Origin of the sequence: Streptomyces sp. NPDC090442 (genome assembly GCF_044769405.1) — a bacterium.
Classification (GTDB): Bacteria; Actinomycetota; Actinomycetes; order Streptomycetales; family Streptomycetaceae; genus Streptomyces.
The window spans coordinates 62,657-75,492 of the sequence record NZ_JBIVXW010000002.1 but is presented as its reverse complement, the minus strand read 5'-3'; the positions used below and the strand labels follow the sequence as shown (position 1 = coordinate 75,492).

At 72.8% G+C, this 12,836-nt stretch carries 14 protein-coding genes; 7 read left to right on the top strand and 7 right to left on the bottom strand.

Annotated elements, in window-relative coordinates; genetic code table 11:
• The first annotated feature begins 19 nt into the window (after positions 1-19).
• Positions 20-979: a methylmalonyl Co-A mutase-associated GTPase MeaB gene (meaB, locus tag ACIQU6_RS02140; RefSeq protein ID WP_403479718.1), complete on the top strand. Its 960-nt coding sequence runs from the start codon at positions 20-22 to the stop codon at positions 977-979.
• Between the two features lie 128 nt (positions 980-1,107).
• Here the strand turns inward: meaB and ACIQU6_RS02135 are convergent, their stop codons facing one another.
• From ACIQU6_RS02135 to ACIQU6_RS02120, 4 genes are all read right to left on the bottom strand, one after another.
• Positions 1,108-1,584 carry a MarR family winged helix-turn-helix transcriptional regulator gene (locus tag ACIQU6_RS02135; RefSeq protein ID WP_403479717.1) on the bottom strand — a complete coding sequence of 159 codons (477 nt, stop codon included), beginning with the start codon at positions 1,582-1,584 and terminating at the stop codon, positions 1,108-1,110.
• A gap of 122 nt (positions 1,585-1,706) precedes the next feature.
• Positions 1,707-2,480 (bottom strand): AIM24 family protein, encoded by a 774-nt coding sequence (locus ACIQU6_RS02130; protein WP_403479716.1) that lies wholly within the window; start codon positions 2,478-2,480, stop codon positions 1,707-1,709.
• Positions 2,477-3,127, bottom strand: coding sequence for an AIM24 family protein (locus tag ACIQU6_RS02125; protein WP_403479715.1), 651 nt, complete (start codon positions 3,125-3,127; stop codon positions 2,477-2,479). The genes ACIQU6_RS02130 and ACIQU6_RS02125 overlap by 4 nt, the downstream gene beginning before the upstream one ends.
• Positions 3,127-3,765, bottom strand: coding sequence for an AIM24 family protein (locus ACIQU6_RS02120; RefSeq protein ID WP_403479714.1), 639 nt, complete (start codon positions 3,763-3,765; stop codon positions 3,127-3,129). Before ACIQU6_RS02120 ends, ACIQU6_RS02125 begins: the two co-directional genes overlap by 1 nt.
• Positions 3,766-3,983: 218 nt before the next feature.
• Here ACIQU6_RS02120 and ACIQU6_RS02115 point away from each other — a divergent pair, with 218 nt between their 5' ends.
• Positions 3,984-4,334, top strand: coding sequence for a DUF3817 domain-containing protein (locus tag ACIQU6_RS02115; protein ID WP_403479713.1), 351 nt, complete (start codon positions 3,984-3,986; stop codon positions 4,332-4,334).
• On the top strand, positions 4,331-4,639 hold the full coding sequence (locus ACIQU6_RS02110; protein ID WP_403479712.1) for an MTH1187 family thiamine-binding protein: 309 nt from the start codon (positions 4,331-4,333) through the stop codon (positions 4,637-4,639). Before ACIQU6_RS02115 ends, ACIQU6_RS02110 begins: the two co-directional genes overlap by 4 nt.
• A 12-nt stretch (positions 4,640-4,651) precedes the next feature.
• On the opposite strand, the gene ACIQU6_RS02105 is transcribed toward ACIQU6_RS02110, so the two are convergent.
• A complete protein-coding gene (locus tag ACIQU6_RS02105; RefSeq protein WP_403479711.1) occupies positions 4,652-5,641 on the bottom strand; it encodes a DUF5937 family protein in 990 nt (329 codons plus the stop codon).
• Between the two features lie 78 nt (positions 5,642-5,719).
• Here ACIQU6_RS02105 and ACIQU6_RS02100 point away from each other — a divergent pair, with 78 nt between their 5' ends.
• The 4 genes from ACIQU6_RS02100 (at position 5,720) to ACIQU6_RS02085 (ending at position 10,236) form a co-directional block, all read left to right on the top strand.
• On the top strand, positions 5,720-7,009 hold the full coding sequence (locus ACIQU6_RS02100) for an MFS transporter (RefSeq protein WP_403479710.1): 1,290 nt from the start codon (positions 5,720-5,722) through the stop codon (positions 7,007-7,009).
• Positions 7,010-7,134: 125 nt separating this feature from the next.
• Positions 7,135-7,647 (top strand): MarR family winged helix-turn-helix transcriptional regulator, encoded by a 513-nt coding sequence (locus ACIQU6_RS02095; RefSeq protein WP_274913221.1) that lies wholly within the window; start codon positions 7,135-7,137, stop codon positions 7,645-7,647.
• Positions 7,648-7,790: 143 nt separating this feature from the next.
• Positions 7,791-8,123, top strand: a complete 333-nt coding sequence (locus ACIQU6_RS02090; protein WP_403479709.1) for a DUF3817 domain-containing protein — start codon at positions 7,791-7,793, stop codon at positions 8,121-8,123.
• 412 nt (positions 8,124-8,535) lie between these two features.
• The gene (locus ACIQU6_RS02085; protein ID WP_403479708.1) at positions 8,536-10,236 is read left to right on the top strand and encodes a methylmalonyl-CoA mutase; all 1,701 of its coding nucleotides are present in this window, start codon (positions 8,536-8,538) and stop codon (positions 10,234-10,236) included.
• Between the two features lie 342 nt (positions 10,237-10,578).
• On the opposite strand, the gene ACIQU6_RS02080 is transcribed toward ACIQU6_RS02085, so the two are convergent.
• Both ACIQU6_RS02080 and ACIQU6_RS02075 read right to left on the bottom strand, forming a co-directional pair.
• Positions 10,579-12,003: a sensor histidine kinase gene (locus tag ACIQU6_RS02080; protein ID WP_403479707.1), complete on the bottom strand. Its 1,425-nt coding sequence runs from the start codon at positions 12,001-12,003 to the stop codon at positions 10,579-10,581.
• Positions 12,004-12,070: 67 nt separating this feature from the next.
• Positions 12,071-12,811 carry a response regulator transcription factor gene (locus ACIQU6_RS02075; RefSeq protein WP_403479706.1) on the bottom strand — a complete coding sequence of 247 codons (741 nt, stop codon included), beginning with the start codon at positions 12,809-12,811 and terminating at the stop codon, positions 12,071-12,073.
• Positions 12,812-12,836 lie beyond the last annotated feature (25 nt).

The following is a 12,836-nucleotide window of genomic DNA, read 5'->3' as shown; positions in this document are numbered from 1 at the left end:
GTCGAAGGAGCCGAGCGCGATGGTGGACGTCCCGCAGCTAGTGGAACAGGCCCGGGAGGGCCGGCCGAGGGCGGTGGCCCGGCTGATCTCCCTCGTCGAGGGGGCGGCGCCGGAGCTGCGCGAGGTGATGGCGGCGCTGGCGCCGCTGACCGGCAACGCCTACGTGGTCGGCCTCACCGGCTCGCCCGGCGTCGGCAAGTCCACCACCACCTCCGCCCTGGTGACCGCGTACCGCAAGGCGGGCAAGCGGGTCGGCGTGCTGGCCGTCGACCCGTCCTCGCCGTTCTCCGGCGGTGCGCTCCTCGGCGACCGCGTCCGGATGTCGGAACACGCCTCCGACCCCGGCGTCTACATCCGCTCCATGGCCACCCGCGGCCACCTCGGCGGGCTGGCCTGGGCCGCCCCGCAGGCGATCCGGGTGCTGGACGCCGCCGGCTGCGACGTGGTCCTCGTCGAGACCGTCGGCGTCGGCCAGTCCGAGGTCGAGATCGCCTCGCAGGCCGACACCAGCGTGGTGCTGCTGGCCCCCGGGATGGGCGACGGCATCCAGGCCGCCAAGGCCGGCATCCTGGAGATCGGCGACGTCTACGTCGTCAACAAGGCCGACCGGGACGGCGCGGACGCCACCGCCCGCGAGCTGAACCACATGCTGGGCCTGGGCGAGGCCCGGGCGCCCGGCGACTGGCGGCCGCCGATCGTCAAGACGGTCGCGGCCCGCGGCGAGGGCGTCGACGAGGTCGTCGCGGCGCTGGAGAAGCACCGGGCCTGGATGGAGGAGCGCGGCGTACTGGCCCGACGCCGGCTGGCCCGCGCCGCGCGCGAGGTCGAGACGATCGCCGTCACCACTCTCCGCTCCCGCATCGGCGACCTCTCCGGCGACCGCCACCTCGACGCCCTCGCCGAACGCATCGTCGCCGGCGACACCGACCCGTACCGCGCCGCGGACGAACTCGTCACGGGCCTCACGAACGGCACGTAGCGCGGCGAAGCGGGGAGCCGGCGGCCACCACGACCCCCGCCGCCGTCACGGCGCGCAAGCGTCAACGGGCAGGGGCCGGCGGGGTGGTGGACGCACCGTGGCTACAACGTGCGGCGCGGTGCGGCCGGCTACGGGTTGCCGCGGTGTTCGCGCAGGTGGTCGGCGACCGGGGTGAGGGAGTCGTGCAGGGACTCCAGGGTCTCGGGGGTGAAGAGGTCGATGAAGTGGCGGCGGACCGAGGCGACGTGGTGCGGGGCGACCCGGCGCATCGTCTCCCAACCGGCTTCGGTGAGGACGGCGTAGAGGCCACGGCGGTCCGACTCGCAGCTTTCGCGGCGTACCAGGCCGGCGTTCTCCATGCGCGTGATCTGGTGCGAGAGGCGGCTCTTGGACTGCAGCGTGCTGGCGGCCAGGTCGCTCATCCGCAGCCGGTGGTCCTCGGCCTCGGAGAGGTTGACCAGGATCTCGTAGTCGTTGTTCGTCAGGCCGAACGGCTGGAGATCGCGCTCCAGTTGGTGCATCAGCAGCCTGCTGACGTCCAGATGGGTGCGCCAGGCACGCTGCTCCTGGTTGGTCAGCCAGGGAGTGTCACTGTCGGTCGTCATGGATGAATTCTACCCGTGAAAGTTGAATAATGAATTAGTCATGGCGTGTGACATTGCGGAACTCGGCTGGCCGGGATCCGTGGTGGGTCAGACGTTCGAGGTCACCGTCCGCAGACTACCGCTCACAGCCCGAAGCGGCGCTGGAGCCCCCCGAGGGCACCGGACGGCTGCGGCACATGTGAGCCACTTTCCGGCGCGGGGGCGGCGCCTCCCGGGACGCCGTCCTCTGCCGACAGCGCGCCGGTCGCGCGCTCCGGAAGCAGTTGTTCCGTGGACTGGAGCAGGACCGTGCCGGCGCCGGTGAACTCGAATTGGTGCTCCTCGCCGGAGGCGCCGCCGATGCCGGTGTGGGCGCGCACCCCGCCGAGGAATCCGCGCAGGTACCGGTGGTCGTAGTGGTGGCAGGGGGACGGGCAGTCGGCCCAGCCCACCAGGGCCTGCGGGTCGACCCGGATCGGCGGTTCGACGAAGACCACCGGGCCGTTGGAGGCGGCGACGAACTTCCCCGTGCCGATCAGGGTGAGGAAGCCGGGGATGATCGATTGCTTCAGGGCGAGAGATGGCTGAAAGGCGAGCAAGTTGCCGGAGCGAATAGTGAGGTTGCCCTCATCGAGATCGAAGGAGTTCACGTCGAAGGACCGGTCGGCCAGGAGCATCTTGCCCCGGCCCTCGGCGACCACCCAGTCCGCGGCGTGCAGTGGCGAATGGAAACTCCCGGCGACGAGGCCGTCGAGGCGGCCGTACCCGATGCCGTGGAAGTCGATCTGCCCGTAGTAGGCGATCATCTTCCCTTTCTGCAGGAACCACTGGCCGTCCAGGGCGACGCTGAAGGCGTAGTCGTTGACGTTGTCGTGGACGGGGAGGGTGTGGACGTCGTGGATGACGGGGCCGGTCACAGTTTCTCCTCGGACGCCTGGACGTAGACGGTGCCCTGGCCGGACAGCTCCAGTTGGAACGCCTCGCCCGAGCCGCGGCCGATCAGCTCGCGCCAACCGATGGCGGTGGAGAGGCGGTTGCGCACCTCGCCGCGGTGCGCGACGTACGCCTGCGGGTCGACGTGCACCGGGCGCTGTGGGGTGATCGGCAGCTCGACGACGCCGCCGTGGGCCATCACCGCGGCCGAGCCGTGCCCCTGGAGCGTGGTGGTGAACAGGCCCTGGCCGGTGGCCTGTCCGCGCACCATGCCCAGCACCCCGCCCTGCGAACCGAGGAACATCGTGCCCTGGGCGAGCGAGCCGTCGAAGGCCAGCAGCCGGTCGGCCTCCACGTAGAGGGTGTCGCCGGTCAGGTCGACGATGTGGACGTGATGGCCGCCGTGACCAAACATGACTGTGCCGCTGCCCTCCACAGTCATGAGGGGCGTCGCCTCGCCGGCGACCCGGCGGCCGATCATGGAGCCCAGACCGCCCTGGCCACCCTGGATGTTCGGGGTGAAGGCGACCTCGCCGCGGTAGGCGAGCATCGCGCCGCGCTGGCTGAACATCCGCTGCCCGGGGACGATCCGGGCCTCCACCATGCGGGAGTTGAGGGCCGTGAACGGCATCAGACCTCACCGCCCACGGTGTTGCGCTCGCTGGGCTGCACGTAGACCAGTCCCTCGCCCTCGAAACGGATCTGGAACGCCTCGCCGGAACCCTCGCCGATGAACGTGCGGAAATTCACCCCGGACTGGAAGTGCTGCTTCAGCTTCCCGGTGTGCGCGACGTAGGCGCCCGGGTCGACCTGGAGCGGGTACTGCGGGGTGACCCGCAGCACCACGGCCGGGCCGTCGGAGGTGAGCGCGGCCTGCCCGTGGCCCTCGACGGTGGTGGTGAACAGGCCGTTGCCCTGCGAGGCGCCGCGCAGCCCGGTGAACGTCGTGCCGGTGTGCAGTGCCGCCTCGGTGCACAGCAGGTTGCTGGCCTCCACGTAGAGCTTCTCGCCCTGGAGGCGGACGAGGTTGATCTCGCTGGCGCGGTCGGCGAAGTAGCAGGTGCCCTTCCCCTTCACCTGCATCACCGTCATCTGCTCGCCCGTCAGCCGACGGGTGACCATCCCGCGCAGCCCCTCGCCGCCGCCGGTCATCTTCTTGAAGGTCATGTCGCCGTCATAGGCGACCATCGCGCCGTTCTTCGCCTTGACGGCGTCGCCGGCGAGGTCGACGGCGAGGACCTTGCTCCCCTGGAGCCGAAACTGAGCCACGCGTCAGACGGTAGTCGGCGACGGCCGCGCTGGGCAGGGCCTTCGGCCCGGAGACGCCCCTGACCTTTCCCCGAGCCCGCCCCGGACACCGCGGAGCGACGTGGCCGCGCGACGGCCCCCGGCGCGGTGATCGTCGGGACGGCTGTAACAATGGGGCGGATGCTTGTGAACTCTTGCACAAGCCTGTGACGCCTCCCCTCCGCCCGAACGAGGTTCCCGTGGACATCAAGACCGCCGCTGCCCTGCACCGACTGCGCCTGGCATCCATCCCGGAGGCGCTCTCCTTCCCGGCGCTGCTGATATTCGGCACGGGCTTCCGGATCTTCCTGGGCTACGACAAGCTGGTCATGCCCCTCGGCCTGCTGCACGGCATCCTGTTCACGATCTTCGTGGTGCTGCTGCTGGACGCCTGGAACCGCACCAAGTGGCCCTTCAAGCGCGTGGCCTTCTTCTTCCTCCTCGCGGTGCTGCCGTTCGGCGGCCTCTACGCGGACAAGGTGCTCAAGCGCGAGGAGGCGGCCAAGGTGATCGCCGCCCGAGCGCGCCGGGAAGGTGCCGTGAACGCATGATCGTCGCCTTTTCCGTCAGCCCGTTGGGCGTTGGCGAGGACGTCGGCGAGTACGTCGCCGACGCCGTCCGGGTCGTCCGCGAGTCCGGGCTGCCCAACCGCACCGACGCCATGTTCACCTCCGTCGAGGGCGAGTGGGACGAGGTCATGGACGTCGTCAAGCGCGCCGTGGCCGCCGTCGAGGCGCGCGCCGGTCGGGTCTCGCTGGTCCTCAAGGCCGACATCCGGCCGGGCGTCACCGACGGCCTCACCTCCAAGGTGGAGACCGTCGAGCGCCACCTGGCCGGCGGCGAGCGGGGCGCCTGACGGGAGCGGCCGTCAGCCGCCGGCCGTCAGGGCGATGCCCAACGGCGTCCGCTCGTAGAGCACTTGGTGTCCGTGCCGGCGCGAGGTCAGCAGCCCGGCGTCGCGCAGCACGGACAGGTGCGCCGAGACCGACGAGGCGGCCAGCCCCAACCGGTGGGCCAGCGCCGACGTGGTCGCCGGCGCGTCCAGGGCCGTCAGCACCGCGGCCCGGTTGGCGCCCAGCAGCCGGGCCAGCGCCGGACCGCCCGCCGGCCGCTGCCACAACCCGCCGATCCCGCGCGCCGGGTAGATCACCGTCGGCTGCCACGGCGGGTCGAAGCCGCTGATCACGTCCGGCCAGACGAAGACGCTGGGCAACAGCAACACCCCCCGCCCCGCCAGGTCCTGGAGCTGCGCGAAGTCCGTACGGGTGCGGACGGTCAGCGTGCCGTCGTCCGACCAGGACAGCCGCGGGTGCAGATCGGCGAACAGCCGGCGCAGCCCGCCGCTGGCCAACTGGCGCGAGCGGTAGGCGATTTCCGCCTCCAACAGGGCGCGCAGCCGTGGCCAGTCCGGCGCGAGCAGCGCCTCCCAGGCGCGTTCGGTGAGGTCCGCCAGCCGCCGCACGGCCCGTTCGGGGTCGGCCAACGCCGCCCGCCCCTCTGGCGAGTGGGCCGCCCCCGGGACGCAGGTCAGCGACTTGGCCATCTCGGCGCGGGCCAGCGCCGGGTCGGTGGCCCGTAGGCGCGCGAGCTCCGCGCCGAAGTCGGCCAACGGGACGTCCGGTGGGCGGCCCAGGAAGTCGGGGGTGTAGCCGGGCCGTCGGGCCGGCATGAACAGCCACAGCGGGGACAGGTCCAGCCCCGCCATCCGCTCCCGCATCCGTCGCAGCCACGGCAGGTGGTAGCCGTGCCGGTCGGTGCGGCGCAGGGTCCGCAGCGCCTCGTGCGTCTCGCACAGCGGCGAGATCGCGAACCGGATCCGCAACAGGTCGTCCGCCCCGAAATGCAGCTCCAGCGGCACCGCCGGGCCCTCCCTCCGCAGCATTCGGCCCGAGCCGAAACACTACGGCCCACCGGGCGGCGCCGGCAGCCTGGCGCCATGCCGACGCCCACCGGGCCCGCACGACCGGGCCCCGCTCCCGCCTGCCGTCCCCCGGCCGCCGCCGCGCCGCCGGGGACGGGGTACCGCGCCGTCTTCGCCGTCCCCGAGTTCCGCTACGTCTTCGCCGCCCACCTGCTGTCCTCCCTGGGCGTGGTGGTCTGCGAGATCGCGCTGTCCGTCCTGGTCTACCGGCTGACCGACTCGCCGTTGCTCAGCGCGCTGACCTTCGCGCTCGGCCTGCTGCCGTACGTCGTCGGCGGCACACTGCTGTCGGCCGTCGCCGACCGGCACCCGGCCCGTCGGGTCCTGGTCTGCTGCGACGCGGTGTGCGCGGCCGCGGCCGCCGCCATGGTGCTGCCCGGGACGCCGGTGGTGGTGCTGCTCGGGCTGCGCTGCCTGATCGCGGCGGTGGCGCCGGTCTTCGCCGGCACCCGGGCCGGGTCGCTCGGGGAAATCCTGGGCGACGGCGACCTGTTCGTCCTGGGACGCTCGCTGGTCCGGATCGTCAACCAGGGGGCGCAGCTCGTCGGATTCGCCGCCGGGGGGCTGCTGTTGGCGACCGTCTCGCCGGGGGCGGTGCTCGGCGTCACCGCCGGGACGTTCACCGCCTCGGCGCTGCTGGTGCGGCTGGGGACGGCCGCCCGCCCGGCCCGGGGGCGGTCCGGCGGGGCGCTGCTGGGCGCCTCGCTGGCCGGGACCCGGCACCTGCTGGCCGACCGGCGGGTGCGGGCGCTGCTGCTGCTCGGCTGGGTGCCGCCGGCCGTCGTGGTCGTCCCGGAGGCGCTGCTGGTCCCGTACGGGGACCTGTTGGGGGTGGGGCCGGCCGGGCAGGGGCTGTTGATGTGCGGGATGCCGATCGGGGCGGTGGTGGCCGAGACCGTGGTGGGGACGTTCCTCGGGCCGCGGGCCCGTACGCGGCTGACGTTCCCGTTGGGGGCGTTCGCGGTGGTGCCGTCCCTGGGGTTCGCCCTCCGGCCTTCGCTGGGCTGGGCGTTGGTGCTGCTGGTGCTGACCGGTACCAGCATCTCGTACAACTTCGGCGTCGACCGGTGGTTCGTGGCCGCGGTGCCCGAGGAGCTGTTGGGACAGGCGATGACGGTGATGCAGGCGGGCCGGATGACGATCATGGGTGCGGCGATGGCGCTGGCCGGGGTGGCGGCCACCTACGCGCCGCTCCCGGTGGTGATGCCGGCCGGGGGAGTGCTGGGTGCGGTCGCGGTCCTGGCGGTGCTCGTCGAGGTGTGGCGCTCGGGTGCTCGGAATACGGGGGAGGCGGTGACCGCGTGAGGCCCAGGGCGGCTGCGGCCCTCTGTGCCGCCCCGGAGACGGCCCGAAGCGGTGCAGGCCACAGACTGGGACCGGAAGTTGAGACAGTGCTGACCAGCATGTGGCCGCCCGGTAGGGTCGGAGGCGTGCCGAAGCCGCTCAGCCTTGCTTTTGATCCCATCGCGCGCGCAGACGAACTCTGGGCGCAGCGATGGGGATCCGTGCCCTCCATGGCCGCGATCACCTCGATCATGCGGGCCCAGCAGATCCTGCTGTCCGAGGTGGACGCGGTGGTCAAGCCGTACGGGCTGACCTTCGCGCGCTACGAGGCGCTGGTGCTGCTGACCTTCTCCAAGGCGGGCGAACTGCCGATGTCGAAGATCGGCGAGCGCCTGATGGTGCACCCCACGTCGGTGACGAACACCGTGGACCGGCTGGTGAAGTCCGGGCTGGTCGCCAAGCGCCCCAACCCGAACGACGGCCGCGGCACCCTGGCGTCCATCACGGAGAAGGGGCGCGAGGTGTGCGACGCGGCCACCCGGGACCTGATGGCCATGGACTTCGGGCTCGGGACGTACGACGCCGAGGAGTGCGCCGAGGTCTTCGCGCTGCTGCGGCCGCTGCGGGTGGCGGCCGGGGACTTCGAAGACCGGGACTGAGGGCCGCGCAGAAGCCTCCAGACGGGCCACCGGGCAGGCGCCCGAATCCGCGGAGAGGGGCCGAAAAGGGCCCCCACCTGCAGCCCGGCCCTTGCGCGGTCCCCGTGTCCGCGGGGATTTTCCGGGCGGTTACGCTCGTACCCATGAAATCCAGCGTGCTGACCCGTTACCGGGCGATGGCCTACATCACCGCCGTGATGCTGCTCGTGCTCTGCGCCTGCATGGTTTTCAAGTACGGCTTCGGGATGGGCAAGGACCTGACCCTCGTCGTCGCCCAGGTCCACGGCGTGCTCTACATCATCTACCTGGTCTTCGCGTTCGACCTGGGTTCCAAGGCGCGCTGGCCGTTCGGCAAGCTGCTGTGGGTGTTGGTCTCCGGGACGATCCCGACCGCCGCGTTCTTCGTGGAGCGCAAGGTGGTCCGCGAGATCGAGCCGCTGCTCGCGGACGCCAAGCCGGATCTGGCCAAGGTCTGACGGCGGGCCGGTCGGCCGTGGCGCCCGCGCCACGGCGGCCCCGGCTGCCGCGGCACGGCCCGTGCGCGCCTCTCCCGATGCGGGAGGGGCGCGTTTGTGTTGTCCGCTGTGGTGGCCGTGCCGCCTCCCTTCCGTACGCGGGGCGGGCGCGTGGTGGGGGTGGCGGTGCGCGGTGCGTCGGTGGTGGGACGACGTGACGGTGCGCGGCTCGTCGGTGTCGGGGTGGCGGTGTGTGGCTTGTGGCTCGTCGGTGGTGGGGCGGCGCCGGGCGCCGGGCGGGGCGGGTTTCGGTGCGGGGGGCTGTGGGCAGCCCCCGGTGGGGGGATGCGGGGCCCCTAGGGGGCGGTCCCCGAGGCGAATCCGGGGTGCTTCCCATCGACAGATAGTAGGACGTCCTAGTAAATTCGTGGGCATGGACGCTGACGCGATCGAAGAGGGCCGCCGTCGCTGGCAGGCCCGGTACGACTCCGCCCGGAAGCGCGACGCGGACTTCACCACCCTGTCCGGCGACCCCGTCGAGCCGGCGTACGGGCCCCGCCCCGGCGACTCCGTGGCGGGCTTCGAGCGGATCGGATGGCCGGGGGAGTATCCCTTCACGCGCGGCCTGTACCCGACCGGCTACCGCGGCCGGACGTGGACGATCCGCCAGTTCGCCGGCTTCGGCAACGCCGAGCAGACCAACGAGCGCTACAAGATGATCCTCAAGGCCGGCGGCGGCGGCCTCTCGGTGGCGTTCGACATGCCGACGCTGATGGGGCGCGACTCCGACGACCCGCGGTCGCTCGGCGAGGTCGGGCACTGCGGCGTCGCCATCGACTCGGCCGCCGACATGGAGGTCCTCTTCAAGGACATCCCGCTGGGCGACGTCACCACGTCCATGACGATCAGCGGGCCCGCGGTGCCGGCCTTCTGCATGTACCTGGTCGCCGCCGAGCGCCAGGGCGTCGACCCGGCGGTGCTCAACGGCACGCTCCAGACCGACATCTTCAAGGAGTACATCGCGCAGAAGGAGTGGCTCTTCCCGCCCGAGCCGCACCTGCGCCTGATCGGCGACCTGATGGAGCACTGCGCGCAGGGCATCCCCGCCTACAAGCCGCTGTCGGTCTCCGGCTACCACATCCGGGAGGCCGGCGCGACGGCCGCCCAGGAGCTCGCCTACACCCTCGCCGACGGCTTCGGCTACGTCGAGCTCGGCCTCTCCCGCGGGCTGGACGTCGACACCTTCGCCCCCGGCCTGTCCTTCTTCTTCGACGCGCACGTGGACTTCTTCGAGGAGATCGCCAAGTTCCGCGCCGCGCGCCGGATCTGGGCCCGCTGGATGCGCGACGTCTACGGCGCGCGCAGCGAGAAGGCGCAGTGGCTGCGGTTCCACACCCAGACCGCCGGCGTCTCGCTGACCGCCCAGCAGCCGTACAACAACGTGGTGCGCACGGCCGTGGAGGCGCTGGCGGCGGTGCTCGGCGGCACCAACTCGCTGCACACCAACGCCCTGGACGAGACCCTGGCGCTGCCCAGCGAGCAGGCCGCGGAGATCGCGCTGCGCACCCAGCAGGTGCTGATGGAGGAGACCGGCGTCGCCAACGTCGCGGATCCGTTGGGCGGTTCGTGGTTCATCGAGGCGCTGACCGACCGGATCGAGGCGGACGCGGAGAAGATCTTCGCGCAGATCAAGGAGCGCGGGGCGCGGGCGGTGCCGGACGGGCAGCACCCGGTCGGCCCGATCACCTCCGGCATCCTGCGGGGCATAGAGGACGGCTGGTTCACCGGCGAGATCGCCGAGTCCGCGTTCCGCTACCAACAGTCCCTGGAGAAGGGCGAGAAGAGGGTCGTCGGGGTCAACTGCCACGAGGGCTCGGTCACCGGGGACCTGGAGATCCTGCGGGTCAGCCACGAGGTCGAGCGGGAGCAGGTGCGACTCCTGGCGGAGCGCAAGGCGGCCCGCGACGACGCCCGGGTGCGGGCCGCGCTCGCGGACCTGCTGGCCGCGGCCCGCGGCGGGCGGAACATGATCGAGCCGATGCTGGCCGCGGTCCGTGAGGAGGCGACCCTCGGGGAGATCTGCGACGTGCTGCGCGAGGAATGGGGGGTCTACACCGAACCGGCCGGCTTCTGACCGGGAGGCGGTGGGCGAGGGCTTCGGGCCTTACTCGCCGCCGCTGCCTCCTCTTATCCGGCAACGAACGCGGGACGGTGGGGAGTTCCCCGTTCCGTTACGGATTGTAGTCGGGGTGTGGTCGCACTGTAGTCGCCGGGCTTGAGGACTGTAGTCGCCGGACTTAAGGGAAGTCTGGGATCGGCCGGGCTGTGGTCAGGGCCAGGTGCGTCAGCCAGGGGGCAGGGCGCGTCCGTCTGTGGCCGGGGCGCAGTCCGGGGTGCGAGGGGTGTGGTTGGTGAGCAGTCGGGGAGCGGAGGCCGGCGCAGCCGTGTGATGTGAGGGGTCGAGGGGGCGCGGTCGTCACCCGTCCTCCCGCTCGGGGGACTGCGGGGGGACGGGCATGCGGAGGCGGAAGAGCGCGCCGCCGCCCGGGGCCTGTTCCGCGGTGAGTTCGGCGCCGTGGGCCCGGGCGATCTGGCGGGCCATTGCCAGGCCGAGGCCCGAGCCGGGCAGGGCCCGGGCGGCCTGGGCACGGTAGAAGCGGTCGAAGACGTACGGCAGGTCGCCGTCGGTGATGCCGGGGCCGTGGTCGCGGACGGTGAGGTGCAACTCGCCCGCGATGTCCGCCAGTTCGGTCTCGACGGGGCCGCCGGGCGGGGAGAACTTGGCGGCGTTGTCCAGGAGGTTGGACAGCAGGCGGGCGAGCCGGGCGGGGACGCCGGGCAGGGTGGTGGTGGCCGTCCCGGGGGCGATGCGGGTGGTGAAGGCGAGGGCCGGCCAGTGCCCGCGGGCCGCGGCGACCGCGTGCTCCAACAGGGCGGCGGGGCGGACCTGTTCGAGCAGCGGGCGGGGTTCCTCGTCGCGGGCGAGCTCGATCAGGTCGTTGACGAGGGTGGTGACCTCGCGCAGTTGGCGGCCCAGTGCCGCGGAGGCGCGGTCCCGCTGCTCGTCCGTCAAGCGGTCGGCGCGGGCGAGGAGTTCGGCGTTGGTGCGCAGCGCGGTGAGCGGGGTGCGCAGTTCGTGGGAGGCGTCGGCGACCAGACGGCGCTGGGCGGTGACGGACTGCTCCAGCTCGCCGAGCATGGTGTTGAAGCTGGCGGCGAGCCGGGTGAGTTCGTCCTCGTGGGCGGGCGAGCCGGGCGGGAGGTCGATGCGGTGCCGGGGGTCGCGGGTGGTGGCGATCCGTTCCGCGGTGGCGGTCAGCCGGGCGACCGGGGCCAGGCCGGTGCGCGAGACCCAGTAGCCGAGGCCGGCGGCGAACAGGACGCCGGCGCCGCCGACCGCGGCCAGTGCCCAGGCGGCCTGGCGCACCCCGCGCTCGACGGTGTCGGAGCGCAGCGCCACTTGGAGCGCCTCGTCCCGGCCCGGCAACCGGGAGGTGTACATCCGCACCGGGTGCCCGGCGACCGTGAGGTTGGTGTAGTAGGGCGCGTGGCGGCCGGCGGCCACCTCGCGGGTGGCCGGGGAGAGCGGCAGGCCGTGGCGGCCGCGGGCGTCCCGGGCGGGGTCGGCGGGGACGATCTGGACGCAGGGGACGGCCTGGTAGCGGCAGGAGGTGTCGCTGGTGGTCGGGCCCCAGTTGCGGGTGCGCTGGACGAGTTGGGTGGCGGTCTGGGCGAGGTTGAGGTCGAGCTGACGGGTCATCTGGACCCGGAGGACGACGAACGCGGCCGCGCAGACGCCCACCGCGACCAGGGCCACCGCGGCGGACGCGGCCAGCGCCAGCCGGGCGCGCAACGGGCGGCGGCGGACCCAGCGGCCGCCCAGGCGGCGCCGGCCGGTCATGCCGCGGTCCCGTTCGGCGCGGTCGCCGTCGCGGTCGCCGTCGCGGTCGGGTGGGGGAGGCGCGGGGTCATGTGCCCTCCGGGCGGTCCAGGCGGTAGCCGACGCCGTGCACGGTGTGGACGAGCCGGGGCTCGCCGCCGGCCTCCAACTTGCGGCGCAGATAACCGATGTAGACGGCCAGCGAGTTGGAGTCCGGGCCGAAGTCGCGGCCCCAGACGCGCTCCAGGATCGTCTCCCGCGGCAGCACCTGGCCGGGGTGCGTCAGCAGCAGTTCCAGCAGGGCGTACTCGGTGCGGCTGAACTCCAGCGGGCGCTGGCCGCGGTGGCCGGTGCGGGTGGTGGGATCGACGACGAGGTCGGCGAAGGCCAGGTGGGAGGTGTCGGCCCGGCCCGCCTCGGCCCGGCGCAGCAGGGCGCGGACCCGGGCGATCAACTCGTCCAGGGCGAACGGCTTGACGAGGTAGTCGTCGGCGCCGGCGTCCAGGCCGTCGACCCGGTCGCTGACCGCGTCCAGGGCGGTCAGGACGAGGATCGGGGTGCGGTCGTCCAGGGCGCGCAGCCGGCGGCAGACCGCCAGACCGTCCAGGACCGGCATCATCACGTCCAGGACGAGGGCGTCCGGCTGCCAGGCGGCGACCTCGGAGAGCGCGGCCAGCCCGTCGGCGGCGCCGCGGACCGCGTAGCCCTCCACGGCGAGTCCGTCCGCCACGGCGGCCCGGACCTCCGGTTCGTCGTCGACGACCAGGATCCTGGGGGCGGCCGGCGGGGGCGTGCCGGGGGCGGGCGCGGGTGCGGGGCGTGCGGTCATGGACCAAGGCTGCCAAACCGCGTCT